Source organism: Methanofollis sp. W23, assembly GCF_017875325.1.
Taxonomy (GTDB): domain Archaea; phylum Halobacteriota; class Methanomicrobia; order Methanomicrobiales; family Methanofollaceae; genus Methanofollis.
In genome coordinates, this window is record NZ_JAGGMN010000001.1 from 912,035 (window position 1) to 936,190 (window position 24,156).

The window sequence follows — 24,156 nt, forward strand, 5'->3', positions numbered from 1 at the left end:
GTGAGGCACCTATGCGGTATTGTGGGATCATGAGTTCCTGGCTCTTTGATCGAGTGGTCTTTGCAACTGATTTTTCGCAGAATGCCGAGGAAGCGAGCGCAGTAGTCCCGCTCCTCCCGCGCCTCGGGCAGGTGGTCCTTGTCCATGTGCTCAAGCCCGGGAATGAGGAGCGGCCGTGGTTTGCGGGCCGGTCCCTGCATTCGCTTGAAGAGACGGCAGAGCGAGCGCTCTCCAGGCGTGCCGAAGAGTACCAGGAGGTCGGGGTGAATACGAGGTACCGCATTCTCCGTGCACCTGACGGCGAGATCGCCAACGCCGTTCTGGACGCGGTCAGGGACGAGGAGGCGACGGCGGTCGTCGTCGGAGCCCAGGGGTATGGGCTCATCGGCACCCTCCTCCTTGGGAGTGTCTCAACGAAGGTGCTGGAGGAGGCCGGGGTGCATGTGGTCATCGCGCGGGGCGGCAGCGGCCGGCAGGACCCTGTGGCCTCCCCGATCCTCTGTCCGGTGGCCTTTGGTCGGCCGTCACGCGAGGCGGTCGCCCTCCTCCCTGGCCTCGGGGCCAGAGAAGTGGTGCTGCTCCACGTGCTTGCAAGCGATCATGGTGCGGAAGAAGAAGAGGCGGCCGAAAGGGAACTCGCGAGGATGAAGGCTCACCTGGAGACCTGCGGGACCGAGGTGCAGGCCCTCCTCAGGACCGGCCGTCCCTCAGACGAGATCGCAAGGACCGCACGCGATGCGGGGTCAGATCTCATCGTCATCCCGCGGCTTGGCAGGACCGACTATATCAGGAACATCTCGATCGGGAGCACGGCCCTTGCGGTTGCAAAGAAGGCGCCGTGCTCGGTCCTTGTCCTTTCCCGCCCCACTGACCTCCACGAGGAGGTGCGCGAACTTGCACCCGAGGAGTTCGAGCTCGTCGATGAGATCTGGAAGGAGTACCGCGGCCAGACGGCCGACCCTGCGACCGACCGGATCTTCGGGCTCTTCGTGGAAGGGACGCTTGCAACGGTGGCCAGGTGCCGCCGCCATCCCGACGGCCTGGAGGTGGACGGAGTCTTCACCCCTATGGAGATGCGGGGGCGGGGATATGCCAGGCGGGTCACCGATGCTCTGGTCAGGGCTTGCGGCGGAGAAGACCTGTACATGCACTCGACCCTCGAACTGGTCGGGTTTTACATGAACTACGGGTTTGTCCCCATCCCTGAGTCCGGCCTCCCTCCCTCGATCAGGATGCGGTTCTCCTTTGCCATCGGCGACCTCGAAGGAGCAAATGTCAAACCGATGATGCGCCCGGCCGGTGGCGGTCCGGCGTGAGTAATGCGAGAATTGTATAGATAAACAGGATGAGGGACAAGAGCTCTCTTCATATTCGATCATCCCAGAACTCCCCACCATACCCATAATAAAGAGAGAGGGACAGGTGATGGTGGAGAGACGTTCACTTCTTTGTCACGCACCCATTGTCTTCCCAGATCCTCTCACGGGGGATTGAGTAAGGAAGGCTCATTGATGATCCTGAAGTTATTATACACTCTGTTGGCCCTGTAGAAACCCTCGCCAATTCTCGGTGTAGGCGCTATCCTCCCGCCTTCCCCTATCTTCTCGCCGGGGGCGAATGCCGCCCGGACCCCCAGGATGAAGATAGAACTGGGAAGGCACATATTGAACATGAAGGGAGTATTGCCATCCCCCCGCAGAGATAGTCATCAAGAGCATTTCTACAGAGCCATTCTGTTCTAAAAAGATAGTTTAAGCAAACGGGCCATTCGAAGATTAGAGATCTTCTCGACCCCCCTTCGCTCGTCCCCCCAAGCCCCTGCACCAGGATAGGTCGTGGACGGTACTCCCTCTCCAAAGAATCTGCCTTCCCGACCTTATCTTCCCCCAGGGGTCCGGGGGCAGCGCCCCCGGTACGATCGATGGGGGAAAGCGAGTGATTCACGCTCATATCAGGAAAGAGTGAGGGTTTCTCAAAGCCCTTTCTCGGGCTCTGTAGAAATCCTCTTGATAGTTCTCTTTGACGGGGGGTTGCACCCCCCTGACCCCCCGCCACACGATAGGTCGAGGACGGCATCCCGTCTTTCAAGATCTTCTATTCAGCCTTCCCGCCCCAATCTTCATCCCGGGGGTCCGGGGGCAGCGCCCCCGGCGTGACTGTGTGGGAAGGCGATTGAGTCATCCTTGCGCCAAGAGGAAGTGAGGGTTTCTCAAAGCCCTTTCTCGAATTCTTTCTCAATTTTCACATCCATATCCCTGGTCCACTCTCTTCTCACCCGCTCCTCGCCCCCGGCGTCACCCCGGTATAGACCCTGATCACCTCGTCGTAGCGGTCGTAGCCGACATACACCTTCTCTTCTTCTTCGTTCTCGCACTCCCAGAAGTACGGCCTGAGAGGGGCGTCGCAGCCCATGCTCACCACACGCGCCGTCCAGTTCCCACCGGTATATCCCGCCCTGCCGAGTGCCCAGGTCGCCTCCCCGAGGGAGAGGCGCGTGAGTGCGGCGGCAGGGTCGGGGTGGCCGAATTTCCATTCCTTGAAGTGCGGTGAGGTGCCAGCCCCGGCAAGCGAGACCTCTGCGACGGCGGCAAGTTCGTCGTCCTGGAAGAAGGGGATTAGACAGAAGTCATGGAGGGTACGGTCCAGCGACGTCACCTGGACAGCGTCGCCGGCGACTGCATCGGTAAGGACTGACCTGGCATGCCGCTCTGCCTCAGCGACAGGTGCCTGGACCTCTTCGGGCGGGATTGTCTCGAGTGAAACCACCGGCACCTCCTCACCCGGCGTCCAGGTCATGGGGGCGAGGGGGAAGATGCTCACCAGAGAACCCTGAAACTCCTTCTCTGTGTCCTCGAAGATGAGGTCGTTGATGATGGTGCGCTCTTTCTGCACCGCATCAAACCAGGTGCCGGTCAGGCAGGAAAGAGAGTACTGAGCATCGCCTGCATTGTACGAATGAAGTCTCAACTCAAGCGTATGCGACCCGGCACGATCAGTCTTCCAGGCGTCGGTGTGGGAATACCCTTCAGTGTCCCAGACCGTCAGTTCATATCGCGCCCACTGGCCGTCGAGATTCTGATCGCCGGTGTTGTTGCAGAGGGCCGTGAAGGTGTTCGTCCCCACCGGTGCCGTGACCGGACCGTTCTCGATCACTTCGGCGGTGTCCGCCGTCCCGTTCGTGTGCATCAGGCCAAGATTGATGGTCGCACAGGGCAGCGCCCCTGCCGACGAGACCAGCATGACCGCAACCCCGACCAGGACGACGATACCCGCCCCACATGGTTTTCTTGCTCTTTTCAAGAGATTCATTCCTGAGCGCCTCCGCGGCGCCTCGGTCACGGGCAGATGAAATGGAAAAGAGTCGAGATGGCCCCGTATTCAACCAAAACTCCAGAGAAGTGCCTGACCTGTCGCCGCGCGTGAAATTATATTTCATTGGATATATGTGGCTTTCGTTTAAAATTGAACCATCAGGAGAAATATTATCCCCAGGTCTCGCTCACGCTTGCGCGTGAAGAGATCATACCCCCTCTCCCCTCCCATGAAGGTCGGGCTCTTGCTCCTCGCCGCCGGCCTTCTTGCGCTCTCAGTCTATGGTGCGGCGTCGCTCCTCCCCCAGGAAGGCCCCCACGAGATCGCCATCATGACGACGACCGACCTCCACGGCCATATCTTCCCCTACGCAAACAAGACCGGCGCATCCATCGGGGGTATCGAGCGGATCGCACGCGCAAAGGACGCGATCGCCACAGAGGTCGACGGGTGGGTGCTGCTCTCGGCCGGGGACGACCTGACCGGTCCGCTGTACGCCACCTATGGCGGCGAGCCAGAACTGGAGGCCATGAGCCTCGCGGGCTACACCGCGGCCTGTCCGGGCAACCACGAGTTCGATTATGGGGCGGCGCATTACCTGAACGCCACCCGCCATGCCGGGTTCCCCCTCCTCTCGGCAAACCTCGTGACCGACGACCCCGCCCTTGCCGCGGTCATCAGGCCCTCCATGGTCGTCGAGGTCGACGGGACCTCCATCGGGCTCTTCGGCCTGATCACCCCTGACCTCGCCCTCATCACCAACCCTGGCCCGAATGTCACGGTCGACCCCGACTATGTGGGCGTGGCCAGGGGCGAGGTGAAGACCCTCAGGGAGGAGGGCGCCGAGATCGTCGTCGCCCTCTCGCATATGGGCGCGGCCTGCGACGAAGATCTTGCAAGGCAGGTGGAGGGGATCGATCTTATCGTCGGCGGGCATGACCATACCTATCTCTGCGAGAATGTCGAGGGGCCTGGAGACTGGACGACGGTCATCGTCCATGACGGCAGTCAGGGCGAGCGCCTCGGGGTTCTGAGGTGTGCGATCACCGGCGACGGGATCGAGGACTGGCAGTGGGAGACGGTGCCGATGGACGACTCGGTCGGATATGACCGGGCGATCAGGGAGTACCTCGCCCCCTTCCAGGCGGCGATGAAGGCGCAGGAACAGGAGGCGATCGGCGAGAGCACGGTGGCGGTCGACGCTGTGAAGGCGCACCTGCGCACGAGGGAGATGCCGCTCGGCGACCTCATCGCCGACGCCTGGCTGGCATGGTTCGGCGAGGCCGATCTCGCCGTCGTCAACAGCGGGGGGATCAGGGGCGACCGCGTCTTCCCGGCAGGTCCGGTGACGCACGGGATGCTCGCCGAGATCCTTCCTTTCGGGAACGAGGTCGTGATCGTCCGCATGAACGGGACCGAGGTCCGCCAGATCTGTGAGATGAGCGCCTCGGCCCTCGGCCCCGACTTCGAGGGCATCCAGGAGTCGGGGTTCCTCCAGGTCGGGGGCGTGCAGATGACGATCGATCCGGGCAGGCCCGCCTATGCCGCGGTCTATAACGGGAAAGCGGTACAGGAAGTGGTGTGCAAGGGCGCACGGGTCGAGTCGGTTCTTGTCAGGGACGGCGAGGCGTGGGTGCCGGTCGAGGACGAAGCGATGTACACCGTCCTGGTCAATGAGTATATGGCGGAAGGGGGCGACGGATATGCCCTCTTCGCCGGGATCCCGGTGGAGAGAAAGGTCAGGACCGGGGTCAAGGCCATTGAACCGGTGGAGGCCTATGTCAGGGAGTACTCCCCTCTCACCCCGGTCACCGACGGCCGGATCACCTCTGTCCTGTCAGGTCCGCCCTCACCCGTGGTAGTGGCGACGTGACTCCTCGATGATCCCCAAGTTTTCGATCCTCTCCGCTTCGGCCTCGCCGTGGAGGGTGCGGGCGCCGGTGTCCTGCCGCGCCGGGCAGTATGGGCAGAGGGAGAAGGGGACGTCCCCTTCCTTCTCTCTCACCGGGCAATAATAGGTCTCGCCCTCAGCATAGACCTCGAGCCCGCCAGGAAACGGCGTCCCGACCGGGTGGGCAGGGCGGCCGCAGACGTACATCGTGTAGGCCGCAAGGAGGTACTTGAGGACAAGGAGGTCGGGCACTTTCCCGGCCGCCACCCTGGCCCGGCATGCTTCCGCGACCATCTCGGCATAGGCCGGGAGCGAGGGGTCCACCGGTCCGTCGTCGAGGGGTTTTTTCCCCTGGCAGGTGAGGGCAAGGTCGTGGTATGCCCCCATCACCTGCTCCTCCACCTTCGGGAGGAGGAGGCGCCGGTATCCGGGTTCGAGGTCTTTGGTCTTTCTCCTGAAGTTCTCCATCATCGCCCGCAGGTCGGTGACCTGGAAGGAGGAGATCCCGCGCCCGACGGCCGCGAGGAGTTCACGTCTCGTCTCCGCATCTTTCATCTCAGCACAGATCACGTCCACCTCGTCGAGAGTGAACACTCTCCTCCTCTCCCCTTGCGTCGGGGCGAGCACCTCCTCCCACATCGCCGGGCCGGGGTTTGGGGGCAGGGGAGTGTCTGCGGGTGATGAAAGGCGGAAAAATCTCTTGAAGAATCCTGGTCGCACTGCATGAGGTCGGTGCCATAGGGAGAAAAGGGTGCGTGTCGGGGCCAGGGATCTATGCGCCCTGACCTGGTGTCAGCCTGGAGATGACCCTGATCTCATCGTTTTTCAGGTCGTAGCCAATGTATACCTTCTCCCCTCCTTCATTCTCAAACTCCCAGCAGAACGGCATGACCGGTTCCTCGCGGGGGATGCTCACCATACGTGCCGTCCATTTCTGGTCTGGATACCCGGCATCGCCGAGCATGACGATCGCCGTAGTGAACGGCGGGCGCATCCACGCAACTGTTCCAGAAAGGTCATGCCTCCACCGAGAAAATCTCGGGGTCCCGTTCTCAAGGACGGTGATCTGTGCAACTGCGGTGATATCTTCCCTGGAGAAGGGGATGAGGTAGAAGTCGGGGGCGTTCCGGTCCAGTGACCGTACCAGAGCGGCGTCGCCGGCGATGGCCCCGGTGAGGTTTGCGGTGAAGTGGCGTTCTGCCTCGGTGACGACCGCCATGATCTCGCCTGGAGGGACGGTCTCAAACGAGATCTCAGGGGCTCTGTCTCCGTGATGCAAGACCAGCAGGGCTCCGAGTCCGACGAACGCCGCTATGAAGGTCAGGAGGAGGAACGCAGAGATCACCCTGTATTTCATCTGGATCGACCAGTTCTACAGCCAGATGTGACATTTGCGTGGATATATATTTTTTGAGCAGATTGGGGGAGGGAGCAGGCAGGTTTGGGCTGAAGGGTTTTCACCTCCCTGCCCCTGTCATGAAGATTGGCAGGGGGTGGCAGGTCGGCGATCAAAAAGACACCCTCATCTGATCCCCGGCGCTGCGACTCCCCGTCTTTTCCCCTTGCGGGTAAACGACCACGAGCAAGTTCAAGAAGATTTATGGGCTCTTTAGAATCCCTCACTTGTCGTGGGGAGAGTGCGTGTCATCTGCCATGCTATAGTCTTTCGCCGGGGTCGGCACGCCCCCCCGCCACAGAGAGCCATGAGGAATTCTACAAAGCCCGGGACAATCTTCACCTGGACCCTTCACCCTCATGCAGATAATACTCGGCCGCACACTCGGCCGCGTCCCTGAAGGCCCTGGTCACCCCGCCTGGGCCGAGTTTGATCCTGCCAAAGATCCTGGAGACGACGAGGGCGTGGCGGTCGAGGGCGTGCTTTTCCAGGACCCCGAGGAGGGCCTTGCCTGGGTGGCCGACCTCGCCGTCGTTCTTGGTCGTCTCGACCGGGGTGTTGCCTGAAAGGAACCGCACGGCAGAGCAGTGGTGGGCGGCCTTGCGGTACGCTTTTCTGTGGAGGTCGAGCACCTCCGCCATCTCGTCAGGGTCGTCAAGGGCATAGAGATGGGCGTAAAAGCGCGATCTTTTCACCTCAGTCTTCACCGCAGCAAGTTCGCGCATCACCCTCATGGTTTGATGGGCCGGCATATAGAGACGCCCGAAAGGTATATGAACCCGTATCGCCTGTCCGGCAGCATGCACGCGATGGTACGCTTGCTGGCCCTCGGCGCCCTGGTTGCCTTTGTCATGGCGGCGGGGTGTACGGGGGAACCAGGGACAGGGACGGTGACGCCCACGCCCACACCGATCGAGATGAACGTGACGGTAACCGAGACCGAGACAGCGAATGAGACGGTGAATGAGACCGAGACGATGCCTGAGACCACGGTCGGGGTCGTGAACGAGACCTCCAATGAGACGATAAACGAGACCGAGACTGAAGAAATCGAGCCCTCAGGGGAGAGCGTGACCTTTGACCTGAGCGCCCTGAACAATGAGTTCAACACCGACGAGATCAGTGTCCCGGCCGGTGCGCCGGTGATCATCAACTTCGACAACCAGGACGAGGGAGTCGACCACAACTTTGCGGCGTACAAGACCGATGCCGCCGTCGAGGTGATCTTCCGCGGCGATGTCATCACCGGCCCGGCCGAGGTCTCCTACACCTTCACCGCACCTGAAGAGCCGGGGACCTACTTCTTCCGCTGCGACGTCCACCCGACACAGATGACCGGTGACTTCATCGTGACCTGAGAAGACTGGATCGTCTGATGAAAGAGAGGGAGGCCTCATACCTCTCCTTTCTCAGGAGCGGCGAACTTGCACGCCGGGCCGATGCAGCATGGGCGCTTCTCTCGGCCTGCACCCTCTGCCCGCGCCAGTGCCGGGTCGACCGTCTCCATGGGGAGCGGGGATATTGCCGGAGCGGAGCGGCGCCGAAGGTCTCGAGTTTCGGGCCGCATTACGGGGAAGAGCCCGAACTTGTTGGGCGGCATGGGTCAGGGACGATCTTTTTTTCCAACTGCACGATGTGCTGTGAGTTCTGCCAAAATTATTCCATCAGCCAGGAGGGCGCCGGGCAGGAGGTCTCGTGCGACGACCTTGCCATGATGATGCTTGCCCTCCAGCGCCAGGGGTGCCACAACATCAACTTCGTGACGCCGACCCACTACCTCCCCCAGATCCTCAGGGCTCTCGTGACCGCTGCGGAGAGGGGGCTCTCCATCCCGCTCGTCTACAACACCGGCGGCTACGACTGCGTCGAGAGTCTCAGGCTCCTCGACGGGGTCTTTGATATTTACATGCCTGACGCCAAGTACGGTGACGACGAGACCGCACGCCGTCTCTCCCACGCCCCGCACTACACCCGCTACATGAAGCCCGCACTCATTGAGATGCAGCGCCAGGTCGGCGACCTCGTCGTCGACGACGAGGGGATCGCAGTGCGGGGCCTCATCATCCGCCACCTCGTCCTCCCTGACGGCCTGGCCAGGAGTCGCGAGGTCTTTCGCTTCATCGCCGAAGAGGTCTCGCAGGATGCGTATGTGAATGTCATGGCCCAGTATCGCCCGATGTGGCATGCCGCCGCGGGGACGGCGCCGTGCCAGGAGAGCCTGGGGCGTCCGTTGAGGGTGGAGGAGTACGAGGAGGCGGTGGCAGAAGCGCAGCGGGCTGGGTTGTATCGGGGGTTTTGATTGGAGGGGAGGGAATCGTTTAGAAGGGCCGCCGCGACAGAGGCTCAGGATGTTCACCTGATCCCATTTCTCAGGTACAGTGTACTCCCTTCTTCAACCGGGGGGCTGGCCGCCCCCCGCACCCCCGCGTCAGGATAGGCGGGGGGACGGCAACAAACTCTTCACGAACTCTTATTCCCTTCACATTCTTCTCCCTCCGGCCCAGAAGGAGATAGAGATGTTTCAACGGGGGCTGTTTCTATGTATTCTTTGAAGGCTGCAACAATCGTTGTTGGTTTTAATTTTATTCCATAATCTGCCTGGGTACCATGCAACTCGGTATTCTTTTTAAACCAATCAATGAAATCTGGATCATTCATGAAATCATTAATTTTTTCAAGTTCTTTTTCACTCAAATTAAATGTTTTAACTGCTTAATGAAGTTCCTTCAGTCTTCTATCCATCCAACTTTGAATCTGAACCCATTCAAAGAATCTTTTGCGCGATGTAGTATCTGGAGCGAGGTCGTGACATTCCTTACACATTAAAAATAAATTTGAGGGATGGTTGCCACCAATCTTCTTCGGGACAATGTGACACCTTTGAAGGGGTGTGACTTTATTCCAATTTTCACGAATCTCTTCCCATGATGCATCAGGATTTTTTGGCTCTGTAGAAAACATCCTCTTTTCATCACCACACCCCCCTGTGAACTGAATCCATCGCCTTCCCTCATGCTCACGCCGGGGGCTAGCACCCCGGACCCCCGGGATTGCGATAGGGTCGGGAAGGCGGAGAGATGACCATAGAGAGAGGGTTGCAATCCACCCCCTATCGTGAATGCGGGGGGTTCGGGGGGCGGCCAGCCCCCCGGCGAAGAGAACCATCAAGATGATTTCTACAAAGCCGATTTTTTATATCATATTTTCCATTCCATGTATTTCCACACGCCCAACAACTTGGTTCTCCCCAATCGATACCGTTTGAATATAACCAATCTTTCCAATAGTCAAAGATTTCAGCCTTACTAGGTGTCCGCTCAGATCCATCTTGAGATATCATTGTAATGCTTCCATATAACAATAAAATTCAGCCAAGATTATCAAATTATATCCTATTATTTTATTTCCCAAATATTCACTGGGCCGGGAATAGATGCCCTCAACAGATACAAAAATAGTGACCCCTCCCCTACTTCGTCCCACCCGCCTCAAGGCGGCCTCATCCTTTTCGGGAAGGATTTACTCACTACCATCTCATAGTTGTATATGAGATATATATTTGTCGAACAATTTCTATGCTTGAAAAAGGTTCAGCGTTACCCGGTATCATCGGATCCTCTCTTTTATCGGCCCTGAAGATATCCAGTTATTGGCTTTGTTGAAACCCTCTTCGGGCGTGCAAATCGAGGATTGACCACACCCTTGCCCCTGCGTCCAGGGGTCCGGGGGCAGAGCCCCTGGCGCGTATGGTCTGGGAAGGCGTGATGATCAGACCGCCCGCCCCACCAGAAGGATTCTCACCTGTTGTCTCGCGCCGTGGGGTTGCACCCCCCGGACCCTCCTACGACGAGGATATCCAGGGGGCGGCACCTGAGTGGTCTCCTCCTGTACCCGCCCTATCAACCACGCAGAGGGAGGGGCGTGGTCAGCCCCCATCCCCCCAGACACCATCTTTATCTCAGCGCGCGAGAATGCTGCCCTCACTATGAGCACGACCGGACTCCTTGAGACGATCATCAGGCATGTCTGCACCTGCGTCGACGACCTCGGCCTGGACGCCGAGACCGAGGCCGCCCTCACGATGCCGATGCGTGAACTCCATGTCTCCATCCCGGTCAGGATGGACACAGGAAAGATCAGGGTCTTCGAGGGGTTCAGGGTCCAGTTCAATGACGCACGCGGCCCCACGAAGGGCGGAATCCGCTTCCACCCCGACGAGAGCCTGGAGTCGATCCGGGGGCTTGCGGCGATCATGACCTGGAAGTGCGCCCTCCTCGGCCTCCCGCTCGGCGGGGCGAAGGGCGGTGTGGTCTGCAACCCAAAAGCACTCTCGGAGGCCGAACTCGAACGGTTGAGCCGGGCTTATATCAGGGCGGTCTCACGGTTCATCGGGCCAGACGAGGACATCCCCGCCCCTGACGTCTACACCAACGCCCGGGTGATGGCCTGGATGATGGACGAGTACTCCAGGATCGCCGGGAAAAACGCCTTCGGGGCGATCACCGGCAAACCCCTCGCGGTCTGGGGTTCGGAAGGCCGGGTCGACGCCACGGCCAGGGGCGGGTGGTATGTCGTGGAAGAGGCGGCAAAGGACGCCGGGATCGATCTTGCCAGGGCGACGGTGGCGGTCCAGGGCTTCGGGAACGTGGGGAGCCATGCCGCCCGCCTCGCCTCGGTCCTCACCGGGGCAAAGGTGGTGGCGGTGAGCGACAGTCAGGGCGGGGTGATGAACAGGGATGGGCTCGACATCAACCGCCTTGCCGAACACAAACACGCCACCGGAGGGGTCGCCGGGTTTCCGGGTGGGAGAGAGGTGAGCGGCCGCGACCTCCTCGCCTTCGACGTCGACCTCCTCATCCCCGCGGCCCTTGAGAACGCGATCACCGAGGAGAATGCCGGCAAGGTGCGGGCCGGGATCGTCGCCGAGTTTGCGAACGGCCCGGTGGCCGAGGGGGCCGAGAGCGCCCTCGAAGAGCACGGGGTGCTCCTCCTCCCTGACATCCTCTGCAATGGCGGCGGGGTGGTCGTCTCGTACTTCGAGATGGTCCAGAACGCTACCCTCGACCACTGGGACGAGGCCGAGGTCGACCGGCGACTGCGCAGGCAGATGAAGGACGCCTATCATGCGGTCCACGAGAAGGCCCTCATCACCGGCACCTCGCTCAGGCGGGCGGCCTACGCCATCGCGGTGAGCAACACCCTGGAGGCGATGCAGACACGGGGGTGGGTCTGAATGGACCCCGGGATCGTCGTCGTCCTTTGCACCGCCCCCTCGGGGGACGCTGAGGCGATCGCCGAACTGGTCGTCGAGAAACGGCTGGCCGCCTGCGTGAACCTCTTCGGGGTGGGGTCGGTCTTCTGGTGGGAGGGGGAGGTCGCCCGCGAGCGTGAGGAACTCATGGTCATCAAGACAAGACGCGATCTTCTCCCCGCCCTCACCGCCGCCCTGAAGGGGGCGCACCCCTACGATGTCCCAGAGATCATCGCCCTCCCGATTATCGACGGCGACGCCGACTACCTGGCCTGGGTCGCCGGCGAGACGCGGAGAGAGGAGAGGTCAGGGGAGCGGCATCCTCCCGAGTGCCCGTAGGGTCGCAAGGTAGCGCCGCCGCCGCTCCACATAGGCCCCCGCTTCCTTGCCAAAGGGGATGTACTCCCTGACCCTCCATCCCTGCCTGGCCATCTGCTCCTTTGTCCGGTCGGCAAGCCCGGTCAGGAACGCAAACTCGACCTGCTCCTTCGAGGCCCCGCCGACATGGAGGAGCCATGCCACCAGGTCGGGATCGTGGGTGCCGACCGAGAAGAGACGGCCCGAGGTGATGAGCCTGGCGGCGACGCTCCTGAACCGGTCCTCTACCTCGAAGAAGTCGTCGGCGTCCCCGAGGTACGCCCCCTTCACCAGGCGCGGCCTGGTCCCGGTCGCCGCAAGTCGCGAGAGGTCCTCGACCGTCCGGTCGAGGTAGGCCTGCATGGTGAGGGTGAGCGGGGGCTCGGCGGCCGCATGGCGGTACGCCGCTTCCATGGCAAGGTCGACCAGCCCCCGTCCTTCCATATCGAGTTCGACGCCGACTTCCCGCTGTTCACCCTCGCCGACGATCGTGTCCAGGCGCTCCAGCGCCCCCTCGGGGTCAAAGACCCCACCGAGTGCGGTCAACTTCACCCCAACCGTAGCGTCGAGGTCGCGTTTCTCGGCGGCACGAACGGCCGCGACAAATTCTGAAGTCAGCCCCTTCGCCTCTTTTGCATTTTTTGCAAACTCACCGACCGGGGTCAGGGTGCACTCGATCCCCTGCCCGTTCCTCTCCTGGCACCTCGCCACCGCCTGCTTCAGGTCAGGGAGATGCCAGCGCTCCATGGCCAATCGCATGCCGGTGAATAGCAGGGGGGCGAGAAAAAGGTGGTGGTCAGGGGCTGTGCTGGATGCTCTGCGCCTGCTCGCGGAGGTACGAGAGGAGATAATATGGCCCGCCGACCCCCTTTCCGGCCGACCCGCTCGCCTTCCACCCGCCGAAGGGCTGCACGCCAGGCCATGCCCCGGTCGTCGCCCCGCCCTGGCGGTTGGCATAACAGACCCCGAACCTGGTCCCCTCGAAGAAGGTGCTGACCTCGTCAGGGTCCTCAGCAAAGATCCCGGCGGTCAGGCCGTACTCGGTCTTGTTCGCGCGGGTGACCGCCTCGTCAAGAGCCCTGAAAGACTGCATGCAGAGGAAGGGGACGAAGAGTTCGTGCTTCATGAGGGGGTGGTCTTCGGGGAGACCGGCGACGACCGTGGGCTGCACATAGAACCCGCGGGCCAGGGCCCCCTCCTCCAGTGTCTTCCCGCCGGCGAGCACCTGGCCGCCGTCCTGCCGGCACCTTGCGACCGACTCCTCGAAGGTCTGCTTTGCCCTGGCCGAGATGAGCGGGCCCATGAAGACCCCGCGCTCGCGGGGGTCGCCGACGACGCACTCTCCGGCCCGCCTGATCAGCATCCTGGCACATTCCTCGGCGACCTCGTGCTCGACATAGACCCGCGAGGTGGCGCTGCACTTCTGTCCGCTGTAGCCGAAGGCGGCGCGGACCACCCCCTCGACCGCCTTCTCCAGGTCGGCCGTCCCGGTGATGATGCAGGGGTTCTTGCTCCCCATCTCGGCGACGACCGGTTTCGGGTAGGCCTGGCGTGCGAGGAAGGTGCGCATCAGCCACATCCCCACCTCCCGCGACCCCGTGAAGGCGATCCCGTCGACCGCCGGGTGGGCGGTGACCACCTCGCCGAAGGGGTGGCCTGGGCCGGTGAGCAGGTTGACGGCGCCGGCCGGCACTCCGGCCTCGATGAAGGCCTCGTACAGCCTGATGCCAGTGAGCGGGGTCTTGCTTGCAGGTTTGAGTATGACGGTGTTGCCGGTGAGCAGGGCCGCCGAGGCCATCCCGGCCGCAAGGTCGATCGGGAAGTTGAAGGGCGAGATGACCGCCCAGACCCCATGCGGGCGCATCACGCTCCTGTTCGTCGCCCCCCGCGTCTCGGGGCGCATCGGGACGACGAACCCATCGGCCTGCTCATAGAGGGCGCAGTGGTACCTGATCATGTCCACGGCCTCGCCGACCTCGGCGATCGCCTCGGCTCGCGTCTTTCCGGCCTCCATCGTGATGAGGGCGGCGAGGGAGTAGACCTCGCGCTCAAGGACCTTTGCCGTCGCCCGCATCGCCGCCACCCGCTCGGCCGGGTCGGTCCGGCTCCATGCCGGGTATGCGTCCCTCGCCACCTCGACCGCCGCCTTCGCCTCCTCCTCGCCGGCCTGCTGGAAGTGCCCGGTGATCACCTCCTGGTCGACCGGCGACCTGACCGCAAACTCCCGTGTCGTCGAAAACTGTTTTCCGCCGATGAAGAGCGGGTGGCGGTGGCCGAGCCGACTCTCCAGGTCTGAGAGGGCCGCCTCATAGGAGGCGTGCATCCCCTCGTCCGATTCCAGGCTGACATAGGTAACTTTTCTCATCTTCATCAACTCCTCAGAGGCCTTCCATCGCCTCGTCCAGGACCATAAGCCCGGCCCTGATCTCCTCTTCGTCCATGACGAGCGGCGGGGAGAAACGGATCACCGACTCGCCCGCAGGGAGGAGGGTGAGCCCCCGTTCGAACGCCCGCACCAGGGCGCGGTTCCTGGTCGCCCGCGCCGGCACCCTGCTCACCCGGTCCTCGACCAGTTCGATCCCTGCCATCAGCCCGACCCCGCGCACGTCCCCGATGATCTCATGGCGCCCCTGGAGCCGAAGGAGCCCGTCGAGGAGCACGGCTCCCGCCTCCCTCACATGCGCCCCGAACCCTGGCGCCTGCATGATCTCGAGCACCGCCAGCCCTGCGGCGCAGGCCACATTGTTCCCGCCGAAGGTGCTGGCATGCGAGCCGGGCGGCCAGTCCATCACCTCCTCTGAGGCGAGCGTGGCGCCAAGCGGCATCCCGCCGCCGAGAGCCTTGGCCAGGCAGACGATGTCGGGGACGACCCCCTCGTGCTCGGAGGCGAGGAACCGTCCGGTCCGGTAGCACCCGGCCTGCACCTCGTCGGCGACGAGGAGGATCCCGTACTCGTCGCAGAGTTCCCGCAACGCCTGCAGGAACCCGACCGGCGGGACGACATATCCCCCCTCCCCCTGGACTGGTTCGACGACGATGGCCGCCACCTCCTCTGGCGAGACCTCGGTCCTGAAGACCTCCTCCCTGAGGTACCTGATCACGTCGACGGCGCAGCTCACCGACTCGAGCCCGAAGGGACGGTACGGGTCTGGGTACGGGGCATGGACCACCGGCAGGAAGGGCCCGAAGTGCTTCCTCTGGATCACCTTCGTCGCCGTGAGGCTGAGCGCCCCATAGGTCCGGCCATGGAACCCGCCATAGAAGGAGATGAAGTACTTCCGCTTTGTGTGCCGGCGGGCGAGTTTGAGGGCGGCCTCCACGCTCTCGGCGCCGGAGTTGGAAAAATAGACCTGGTCGAGTCCGGCGGGGAGCATCTTCACCAACTCCTCGGCAAACCTGACCGGCACCTCAGAGCAGAAGTCCAGGAACGCCCCGTGCGAGAGGCGGCCCGCCTGCTCCCGCACCGCCTCGACGACCGCCGGGTGGTTCCATCCCACATTCATCACCGCGATCCCGGCCGTGAAGTCGAGGTACCGGTTCCCGTCCACGTCCCAGAGGTTGGTGCCCTCGGCCCGGTCGATGACCAGCGGGTACTCCCGCGCCATCGACTGGGAGACGACCCGTCGGTCCCGTTCCAGGACGGCGCGGGCACGCGGTCCTGGAGGCCTGGTCGTGATGAGCGGTTCCATGGTGAAGATCTCGCCGAGATATATAATAATGAGCATATGCTGAAAACCATCAGAGGCCCAAACCCCCATCTGGATCAGAGTGATTTGTTCCGAAATTTTGCGGGGGATGATGAAACTACGCGACAATGAGTGCAGGATACACGGGGTGTTTCGGCAACCTCCTGGCACGGGGGTGGGGGAAGATGTGATGATCAGGCATGCCCCAGGAAGTCTGGCCCAGATGGATCGCAGATAAAACGAAATGCGTGACTCAACTGCCTTCTCCTGGTCTCTCTCAGAGAGGTCTATCGAAGATCAGAGATCTTCTCAAACTCGTTATCACTCACATCAGGGGATCGCAGAGATAGAATCAGATCATATCGTTCTATGGCGCGAATAATCTCGAAATCAATATCGATTTATTTATATTGCCGGTTCTCCACTACTGATTGTTGCCAGGAGTGCCCGCCGCCCCCCGGAGTCAGACCATGAGCGATATGACAGAATCCCTTCCAGAGGAGCAGATCCCGCGACCGGCCACGACCCTGGGTTTGTTCCTCCTCTGTATGCTCCTCATCTGGTTTGTCCCCGGCTTTCTCGAACCCGGCCTCTTCCTCTGCGGCCCCGACCACCCCTCCCCCTATCTCAAGCAGGTCTGGTTCATTCCCGACGGTTCGGGCACCCCGGGCTACCCGCCCTCTGTCGTCCACACCCTTGAGGGGGACTACCGCCTCGACGAAGACATCCTGATCCAGCCAATTCCATCGTTCTCTGCCCACGCTGCGACCGCCGCTCACGCGGTGTACACGCGGGAAGAGTCAGGCGAAGAGTACCTTATAGGCCAGTGGTGGTACACCGACGAAGAGATCTTCAGGGACGAGAAGAAGGTGTTCCTCGGGTCGCTGGCCGACCGCGGCGAGATCTCTCTGGTGACACTCGATCTTCGCGACCATTTCCCGGAGGCCGCGGCAGAGCAAGTGTGCCCGACATTGCGCTTCACGAACGAGACGGCGACAGGGTACGTCCTCACCTATGAGAGGCCGTTCGACAATGGAGATGATTTCTTTATCGTCTACTATGGAACCCATGGTGACGTCCTCGGTCCTGACCCCGAATGTGCGCTGGAGGCGCTGATCGCAGAACGGTTCTCGCCGTCTGCGGTCAGGCCGCCTGGGGAGGACCCTGAACCGACGTTCCGGATGCCTGACATGGGGCCGATCACCGAGATCGCCGGCATGATCAGGTACGCCGGCGTCCTCCTCCTCACCCCGCTCCTCTTCGGGTGCGCCGCCGCCTTCCTCTTCGAGGGCCTGAGAACCGAGGTGCAGGCCAGGCCGCGTCGTCTTTTGATCCTCGCCGCCGCCCTCGCCCTCTTCTATCTCGTCCCCGCCTCCCTGATGGGGGCGTCGAGGCGTATGGACCTGCCCAATTTTCTTCCCGGATGGTCGTACTTCGACGCCCCTCCCCTCCTCGACGCCCTGCTGAGCCTCCTGACATTTCTGTCCGGCCTCAGCCTCCTCTGCCTCGCGGCGGTCGTGCCGTTCCTTCTTCTCACGCCTCGCCTCCCGCTGAGACGACCCATCCCCGCCCTCCTTCTCTCAGGCACCCTCCTCTTCCCATACCTCGTGGTGCTCGTCCTCTGGACTGATCCGCTCGACCTCTCTCTTCCCCCTCCGCTTGCCCTCCTCGTCTCGACCCTCAGGGGCGTCGTCATCGCCGCGGCCGGAGCGGCGGTGCTCTTCGTGGGGTGGGCGGCAGTGGAGAGGGCCAGAACCTGAACCTTCAACTGGTGACATCATGAAAAAAGAACAGACACTCAAGAACCTCACACCTCTCCTCCCCGCCGGACTGCTCGGCGGCGGCCTGCTCGTATTCCTGATCTATGTTTCATTCTGCAATACTGGCGCCGTATTTATGATGCCCTGGGCCAGCGCAAACTCAACCTCACAGGAAAATGTCGATGATCTCGTCGGTGACCAGAACAACACCATTGACTGTAAAGACGCGAAAAATAAGGTTCTGGCGTTTCTTGAGAAAGAAGACATCGATATCGAGTATAAAGGCGTGCTGTCTGCTTGCTCGGGCGAGATGATGCTGTTTGAATCTGAAGATGAAAAATTTTACATAAACTCTCAAACAAAATCCATTGAAGGAGCAATATTCTACAAATCGCTCGAAAATTCAACTGAAGTGCAGGTGAATGAAGAAAATGCGCGAAAGATCGCAGAAGAGTATGCGAGGTCCAAATACAGAGCATTTGCCCACAAAAAAATGCACCTTCTCCGGTCCGATCTTCTGGATCATGGAGACGCAGGAAAAGAGTACCTTTTTGTCTGGGATGAGATTGTCGACGGCGTTTTGACTCCCAATTATGTCTCAGTCTCGATCAACCCAAACACCGGTGGAGTTATTTCCTACCATGGGACCGAAAGGGCACTGGAGGTCGATCTCAGACCCAAGATCTTCAGACATGATGCAATTAAAACGGCAATCGCCCAATTTAAAGAGATTGAAGTATCCAATGTGGATGTGCAGCTGGCAGTCATGTATCCTGAACAGGATGAGCAGCGCCTCACGTGGGTTGTTGACCTGGATGGAAAGAGGAAGGACAACTATGCGCAGGGTGGACAGGTACTTGTTGATGCGATGACCGGCGAAGTCATGCTGGTGGACCCGTATCTCTGACCTTTCTTTTTGAGACGGTACAATTATGAACTCCGAGACTCACATGGCGCTCCAGGACCTCACACGTCTCCTCCCCGCCTCGCTCCTTGCCGGACTTCTCGGCGGCGGACTGTTCGTATTCCTGAGTTCGTATGCCGATACGTGGTGCTGGCATGACATCATCTGTCTCAACCACAGCATTTTCGACATCAGCAGCACCCTCCAGGCCTTCGTGCTTTGCATCCTGGCCCTCTTCTTTACCGGGATGCTCGCGGTCGCGCTGCAACGGGGCGAGGTAGGGAGCAAGGCGCAGGCTGCCTTTGCGGGCGGGATTTCTGGGTGTATGGTCTTCCCCGTTAATATGGTCCATATTGAGGTCTCAGATCTCCTCAGACTCGGGAGCACCGACCCGATCGGGTTCCTCATCGACAGCATCTCCTACGTCATTATAAATCTCCCCTCCATCCTGTTTCTGGACCTGATATTGGCGGCCCTTGTCGTCCTCGGCGCCCTCATCCTCTTCTCCTCCCTGGAAAAGGCGGCCACCCCTGAAGAAAACACCCGGACATCACGGCTGGTCCTCGGCTCGACTGTCCTCATCATCCTCGTCTGTATGATCATCCCGCCGCTCGTCGCCCGCCTGATGATCGGTGCCGGGATGATCAGGGTTCATTCCTCAGCGGCGTTGATGGGGACCTTCATCTCACTCGAACACACCGTCCCGGACACCATCGTCCTCACCGCCCGCGAGGTGCCTCCCACCTTCACTCTCGCCGACCCCCCTACTCGGTCTATATCGACGGGATCAAGGTCTCGAATGCCTCTGCCGCTGCCGCGAGCGGCCTTGTCGTGACGGTCGAGCCAGCCGACGGACTGCAGGCCGTCGAGGGGTCGCAGGCCACCTGGAGGGGGACCGTGTTCGAGAATAACACTACACCGGTGACCCTCACCGTCATCGCCCACGGGACCGATGGTTCTGACTCTGAGTTAGTGGTCCTGGACCGTAGTGTCCGGGATTGATGACATCGATGAGTTGAATGAAACCGGCACCGACCCAATGTCAAGAGATTCAGACCACGACGGTCTGACCGATTCCTACGAACTACGCAACGGTACCGATCCCACCAACCCTGATTCCGATGGTGACGGGTGGGTCGACGGTGCCGATAGCGAACCGTAAGATGCTACTGTGCACAAATTCGGCACGAAGCATATCGCTAAGGAGTTCGTGCTTGGATTTACTCTTGGCAGTTATGCCGCCGAGAATCATAACAACCCCTATTATGATCTGGGCTCGGTGCTCAGTGGTGTGGCGGTTTTTGGTGACATCCGCGATGCAAGTGTAGCCATCTCCCGTGGTGAGAAGCAGGAGGCAATTATCTGCATCGTCGGCGTCTGCCCGGTCGGCGCCACCGTCACCCGGCCATATTTCGGTTTATCTCTCCTTCCCGAAACATTCCCAAACATTCCCCCATCTCCGAAAAGAATTCGGGCCTGGTTCATTGCAACCAAATTGCATAATTTCCCTGTAAGAGTCCGTGTGACCGATATATCCCTCCACTCGCACACCCGCGTCGATGCACATGGCCGCGGGCCTGCCTGAGGGCCTGGTGGACGCGAACTCTGCAGTAAAATTCCAGGAAAGAAGGTACACCCCCGTGAAAACGATCACTCAAAGAACACCATTGCATGTCCTGAGCCAAATGGGCCCCCGGTGCCCTGCGACACCGTGCCCAGGACACCTGGACAGATCAAGAGACCATCGCATATAACCCAATGTTGGAGCAATTATTGTGAAAAAAAATGATAAAAAAGGGATCCCATGGCTCTTTGAACTTGCAGGCGGCCATCGCATCCTGATCCTGATGGCATGCATCCTCTCAGCGATCAGTGCCATCCTCTCTTTCGCCCCCTATATCTGTATCTGGTATGTGGTTCGAGACGTCTTTGCTGCATGGCCAGACCTCTCCGCCGCCACAGGCGTCACCTGGTATGGATGGCTGGCAGTCGGGTTTGCCGTCCTCAGCGTTGTGCTCTACTTTGCCGCGCTGATATGCTCCCACCTGGCGGCGTTCCGCGTCGAGAAGAACATGAGAAAAGAGGCGATGCACAAAATCGTCACCCTGCCTCTCGGGTTCTTCGACCAGCACACCAGCGGGCGCATGAGAAAGATCATCGACGACAATGCCTCGGTCACCCACACCTTCATGGCACACCTCCTGCCCGACCTTGCCGGTGCAGTGGTGATGCCGGTCGCCATCCTGGCCCTGCTCTTTGTCTTCGACTGGAGACTGGGGCTTGTGAGTCTCATCCCGGTGGCCCTGAGCATCTATTACCTCAAACAGATGATGGGAGGCGATCGGGTCGGCTCGATCCAGAAATACATGGACGCCCTCGAAGAGATGAACACCGAGGCCGTCGAATATGTGCGCGGCGTCCCGGTGGTCAAAGTCTTCCAGCAGACAGTATACTCGTTCAAAAATTTCCACCAGGCCATCCTGGACTATAAAGACTGGACGCTGGACTATGCCCTCAATTGCCGCGCCCCGATGACGAAGTACACCATCGCCCTCAACGGAACCTTCGTCCTGCTGATCCCGGCCGGGTTGCTGCTCATCGCCCACGCCCCCGACTACCAGGGCTTTCTCCTGAACCTGATCTTCTACATCCTCTTCACCCCGGTCTGTGCGGTGATGATGAACAAGGTCATGCGCCTGGCAGAAGGGTATTTTGTCGCGATGGAGGCAGTCACCCGTGTCACCGAACTCCTGGACGACGACCCTCTCCCTGAACCTGCCCGCCCTGAGCAGCCCAAAGACCATTCGGTCGCCTTTAAGAACGTCTCGTTTGCCTATCCTGGAAGCAAGGACTACGCGGTCAGGGACCTCAGGTTCGAGATCCCTGAAGGGAAGACCTATGCGCTGGTCGGGCCCTCAGGCGGAGGAAAAACCACCATTGCAAGTCTGATCCCCCGCTTCTGGGACGTGCAGGAGGGGTCGGTCGAAGTGGGCGGCGTGGACGTGAGGCAGATGGCCTCGGCTCACCTGATGGACCAGGTCGCGTTCGTGTTCCAGCATGCCCACCTCTTCAAGGCAAGCATCCTGGAAAATATCAGGTTTGCCAGACCTGGTGCCGACCGCGAGGAGGTACTCAGGGCGGCAGAACTGGCCCAGTGCACCGAGATCCTCGACAAATTTCCGCAAGGCCTGGACACGGTCGTCGGGACAGACGGGGTATATTTCTCAGGCGGCGAACAGCAGCGTATCGCCCTGGCCCGTGCGATCCTCAAGGACGCCCCCATCATCGTCCTGGACGAAGCGACGGCATTTGCGGATCCAGAGAACGAATACCAGATCCAGCGTGCATTTGAAAAATTGACTGCGAACAAGACCGTGCTGATGATCGCCCACCGGCTCTCGTCTGTGCGCAACGTCGACTGCATCCTGGTCATCCAGGACGGTATGGTGAAAGAACAGGGAACCCACGACGCACTCCTTGCACAGGAGGGGCTGTATGCAGAGATGTGGCAGGAATACCAGCGCTCTGTAGAATGGAAAGTGGGAAAGGAGGAGAATCATGTATAAGTATCTGCAGAATAGGTTCGCGCTCAGTGAACAGGGGGCGAAGGACTTCGTCAAAGGGAGCCTGTACTGCGCCCTCGCCGACATCAGCCTGATGGTGCCCCTGGGCCTGGTGGTCCTCCTGCTCGACGCCCTCCTGGAACCGCTCCTCGGCGTGCCGACCGGTAAGCCCCCAGACCTTCTCCTGTACACCGTGCTCGGCCTGCTCATCCTCGGGTTTATGTTTGTCTGCCACTGGTACCAGTATGCCAGCGTCTTCATCTCCACCTATCGCGAGAGTGCGACGCGTCGTATCTCTCTTGCAGAGAAACTGCGCCACCTGCCGTTGTCGTACTTCGGGGAGAAAGACCTCTCTGACCTGACAAACACCATCATGGGCGACTGTACCACCCTGGAGACGGCCTTCTCCCACGCGATCCCGCAGCTGGTCGGGGCAAGCATCTCGACGGTCCTGGTCGGGATCGGGCTGCTGGTCTTTGACTGGCAGATGGGAGTGGCCCTGCTCTGGGTGATCCCTGTCGCCCTGGTGATCATTCTCGGCTCAAAAAAGATTCACCAGCGAGGGGTCCAGAAGCATTATGACGCGAAACGTGCCTGTGCGGACGGGATCCAGGAGTGCCTGGAGACGGTGCAGGACATCAAGGCCTATCACCAGGAAGAGGCTTACCTGGCCGGGCTGGACCAGAAACTGGATGAGGCCGAGCGGCTCCAGATCTCGTCAGAGTTCACCGCCGGGATCTTTGTCAAGAGTGCGGAGATGGTGTTGAAACTGGGACTGGCAACCGTGATCCTGGTCGGGAGCAGTCTGCTGATCGCCGGCCAGACCGACTTGCTGGTCTTTCTGGTCTTCTTAATCGCGGCGTCCAGGATCTATGACCCCCTCACCGGGATCCTTGCCAACATCGCACAGATCATTCATACCGATGTCCCCATCAACCGGATGAACGAGATCATGCGTCATCCGGTGCAGGAGGGTGCCACCGAGTATGCAACGGACGGTTACGACATCGTCTTCGATCATGTGGGGTTCTCCTATAACGAGGGCGAGACGGTCCTGAACGACGTCTCGTTCACCGCGAAGCAGGGCGAAGTGACGGCGCTGGTCGGGCCCTCGGGCGGCGGGAAGACTACGGCGACAAAACTCGCGGCCCGCTTCTGGGATATCGACCGCGGGACGGTCACGCTCGGCGGCGTGGACATCTCGACGGTCGATCCCGAGGCCTTGCTGAGAAATTATGCCATCGTCTTCCAGGACGTCGTGCTCTTCAACGATACGGTGATGGAAAATATCAGGCTCGGGAGAAAGAACGCGACCGACGACGAGGTGAGGGCGGCGGCGCAGGCGGCGATGTGCGACGAGTTCGTCTCTCGCCTGCCTCAGGGCTACCAGACGGTCATCGGCGAGAATGGTTCGACATTGTCGGGCGGTGAGCGCCAGCGGATCTCCATTGCACGGGCACTGCTCAAGGACGCACCGGTCGTCCTCCTGGACGAGGCGACGGCGTCTCTTGATGTCGAGAACGAGACGAAGATCCAGACCGCCATCTCGCAGTTGATCAAGGACAAGACCGTGCTGGTCATCGCCCACCGGATGCGGACGGTCGCGAATGCCGACAAGATCGTCGTGCTGGACGGGGGATATGTGGCACAGCAGGGCACTTCTGATGAGTTGCTCAAGGAAGGAGGGCTGTATACACACATGAGCACCCTCCAGCGCCAGAGTATGGAATGGTCGATATAAGACTGATGTGCGATGCAACCGGATTGGATTTCCCACACACGATTATACTGATCCTGGAACAGGATCAGAGCGTCTCCCCCCCTCTCGACAGAGATGGTGGGGGATCCCTTCTTTTTTTGACGGCTGGACTCGACTGCCATGACTGAGATCCGTGAGGTTTGCCACTCTTCGTCCCCGATACCAGTTGTTGAAGATCCTTTTTGCTGGCCATGTCCCGATATCTCCGCAGGGCGCATTTAATCCCTGTGATTATATCAGAATGTATATCAAAGAATAAATTATATCTTGAATAATC

At 60.6% G+C, this 24,156-nt stretch carries 21 protein-coding genes; 13 read left to right on the plus strand and 8 right to left on the minus strand.

Annotation, left to right across the window (positions count from 1 at the left end; genetic code table 11):
- Nucleotides 1–11 precede the first annotated feature (11 nt).
- On the plus strand, nt 12–1,316 hold the full coding sequence (locus J2129_RS13180; protein ID WP_209629607.1) for a universal stress protein: 1,305 nt from the start codon (nt 12–14) through the stop codon (nt 1,314–1,316).
- 955 nt (nt 1,317–2,271) lie between these two features.
- On the opposite strand, the gene J2129_RS03820 is transcribed toward J2129_RS13180, so the two are convergent.
- Nucleotides 2,272–3,309, minus strand: coding sequence for a hypothetical protein (locus J2129_RS03820; protein WP_209629608.1), 1,038 nt, complete (start codon nt 3,307–3,309; stop codon nt 2,272–2,274).
- A 232-nt stretch (nt 3,310–3,541) separates the two neighbouring features.
- Here J2129_RS03820 and J2129_RS03825 point away from each other — a divergent pair, with 232 nt between their 5' ends.
- Entirely contained in the window at nt 3,542–5,185 is a 1,644-nt protein-coding gene (locus J2129_RS03825; RefSeq protein ID WP_209629609.1) for a bifunctional UDP-sugar hydrolase/5'-nucleotidase, read from the plus strand.
- On the opposite strand, the gene J2129_RS03830 is transcribed toward J2129_RS03825, so the two are convergent.
- The 3 genes from J2129_RS03830 to J2129_RS03840 all read right to left on the minus strand — a co-directional run bounded on the left by J2129_RS03830 (nt 5,162) and on the right by J2129_RS03840 (nt 7,351).
- Complete coding sequence (locus J2129_RS03830) at nt 5,162–5,797, minus strand: DUF2115 domain-containing protein (RefSeq protein ID WP_209629610.1); 636 nt, start codon at nt 5,795–5,797, stop codon at nt 5,162–5,164. The genes J2129_RS03825 and J2129_RS03830 overlap by 24 nt on opposite strands.
- Before the next feature lie 178 nt (nt 5,798–5,975).
- Entirely contained in the window at nt 5,976–6,560 is a 585-nt protein-coding gene (locus J2129_RS03835; protein ID WP_209629611.1) for a hypothetical protein, read from the minus strand.
- A gap of 377 nt (nt 6,561–6,937) precedes the next feature.
- Nucleotides 6,938–7,351 carry a YigZ family protein gene (locus J2129_RS03840; RefSeq protein WP_245320601.1) on the minus strand — a complete coding sequence of 138 codons (414 nt, stop codon included), beginning with the start codon at nt 7,349–7,351 and terminating at the stop codon, nt 6,938–6,940.
- Nucleotides 7,352–7,399: 48 nt separating this feature from the next.
- Between J2129_RS03840 and J2129_RS03845 the strand changes: the two genes are divergently transcribed.
- Nucleotides 7,400–7,957 (plus strand): cupredoxin domain-containing protein, encoded by a 558-nt coding sequence (locus tag J2129_RS03845; protein ID WP_245320602.1) that lies wholly within the window; start codon nt 7,400–7,402, stop codon nt 7,955–7,957.
- A 17-nt stretch (nt 7,958–7,974) separates the two neighbouring features.
- Entirely contained in the window at nt 7,975–8,898 is a 924-nt protein-coding gene (locus J2129_RS03850; RefSeq protein WP_209629612.1) for a radical SAM protein, read from the plus strand.
- Between the two features lie 161 nt (nt 8,899–9,059).
- Here J2129_RS03850 and J2129_RS03855 read toward each other — a convergent pair whose 3' ends face one another.
- On the minus strand, nt 9,060–9,293 hold the full coding sequence (locus tag J2129_RS03855; RefSeq protein WP_209629613.1) for a hypothetical protein: 234 nt from the start codon (nt 9,291–9,293) through the stop codon (nt 9,060–9,062).
- A 1,291-nt stretch (nt 9,294–10,584) separates the two neighbouring features.
- Here J2129_RS03855 and J2129_RS03860 point away from each other — a divergent pair.
- Complete coding sequence (locus J2129_RS03860; protein ID WP_209629614.1) at nt 10,585–11,832, plus strand: Glu/Leu/Phe/Val dehydrogenase; 1,248 nt, start codon at nt 10,585–10,587, stop codon at nt 11,830–11,832.
- Nucleotides 11,833–12,189, plus strand: coding sequence for a divalent-cation tolerance protein CutA (gene cutA / locus J2129_RS03865; protein WP_209629615.1), 357 nt, complete (start codon nt 11,833–11,835; stop codon nt 12,187–12,189).
- Here the strand turns inward: cutA and J2129_RS03870 are convergent.
- The 3 genes from J2129_RS03870 to J2129_RS03880 are packed head-to-tail and all read right to left on the minus strand — an operon-like array spanning nt 12,157 to nt 15,932.
- Complete coding sequence (locus J2129_RS03870; RefSeq protein WP_209629616.1) at nt 12,157–12,954, minus strand: proline dehydrogenase family protein; 798 nt, start codon at nt 12,952–12,954, stop codon at nt 12,157–12,159. The two genes, cutA and J2129_RS03870, sit on opposite strands and share 33 nt — an antisense overlap.
- 49 nt (nt 12,955–13,003) lie before the next feature.
- The gene (locus tag J2129_RS03875) at nt 13,004–14,572 is read right to left on the minus strand and encodes an aldehyde dehydrogenase family protein (RefSeq protein ID WP_245320603.1); all 1,569 of its coding nucleotides are present in this window, start codon (nt 14,570–14,572) and stop codon (nt 13,004–13,006) included.
- Nucleotides 14,573–14,585: 13 nt separating this feature from the next.
- Nucleotides 14,586–15,932 (minus strand): acetyl ornithine aminotransferase family protein, encoded by a 1,347-nt coding sequence (locus J2129_RS03880; protein ID WP_245320604.1) that lies wholly within the window; start codon nt 15,930–15,932, stop codon nt 14,586–14,588.
- A gap of 431 nt (nt 15,933–16,363) precedes the next feature.
- Between J2129_RS03880 and J2129_RS03885 the strand changes: the two genes are divergently transcribed.
- The 7 genes from J2129_RS03885 to J2129_RS03915 all read left to right on the plus strand — a co-directional run bounded on the left by J2129_RS03885 (nt 16,364) and on the right by J2129_RS03915 (nt 23,861).
- Entirely contained in the window at nt 16,364–17,653 is a 1,290-nt protein-coding gene (locus tag J2129_RS03885) for a hypothetical protein (RefSeq protein WP_209629618.1), read from the plus strand.
- A gap of 19 nt (nt 17,654–17,672) precedes the next feature.
- Complete coding sequence (locus tag J2129_RS03890; protein WP_209629619.1) at nt 17,673–18,560, plus strand: PepSY domain-containing protein; 888 nt, start codon at nt 17,673–17,675, stop codon at nt 18,558–18,560.
- 25 nt (nt 18,561–18,585) lie between these two features.
- A complete protein-coding gene (locus J2129_RS03895; RefSeq protein ID WP_209629620.1) occupies nt 18,586–19,392 on the plus strand; it encodes a hypothetical protein in 807 nt (268 codons plus the stop codon).
- Nucleotides 19,389–19,559, plus strand: coding sequence for a hypothetical protein (locus J2129_RS03900; RefSeq protein ID WP_209629621.1), 171 nt, complete (start codon nt 19,389–19,391; stop codon nt 19,557–19,559). The genes J2129_RS03895 and J2129_RS03900 overlap by 4 nt, the downstream gene beginning before the upstream one ends.
- Nucleotides 19,560–19,728: 169 nt before the next feature.
- Complete coding sequence (locus tag J2129_RS03905) at nt 19,729–20,142, plus strand: hypothetical protein (RefSeq protein WP_209629622.1); 414 nt, start codon at nt 19,729–19,731, stop codon at nt 20,140–20,142.
- A 190-nt stretch (nt 20,143–20,332) separates the two neighbouring features.
- A complete protein-coding gene (locus J2129_RS03910; RefSeq protein WP_348632285.1) occupies nt 20,333–22,123 on the plus strand; it encodes an ABC transporter ATP-binding protein in 1,791 nt (596 codons plus the stop codon).
- Nucleotides 22,116–23,861: an ABC transporter ATP-binding protein gene (locus J2129_RS03915; RefSeq protein ID WP_209629623.1), complete on the plus strand. Its 1,746-nt coding sequence runs from the start codon at nt 22,116–22,118 to the stop codon at nt 23,859–23,861. Before J2129_RS03910 ends, J2129_RS03915 begins: the two co-directional genes overlap by 8 nt.
- Nucleotides 23,862–24,156 lie beyond the last annotated feature (295 nt).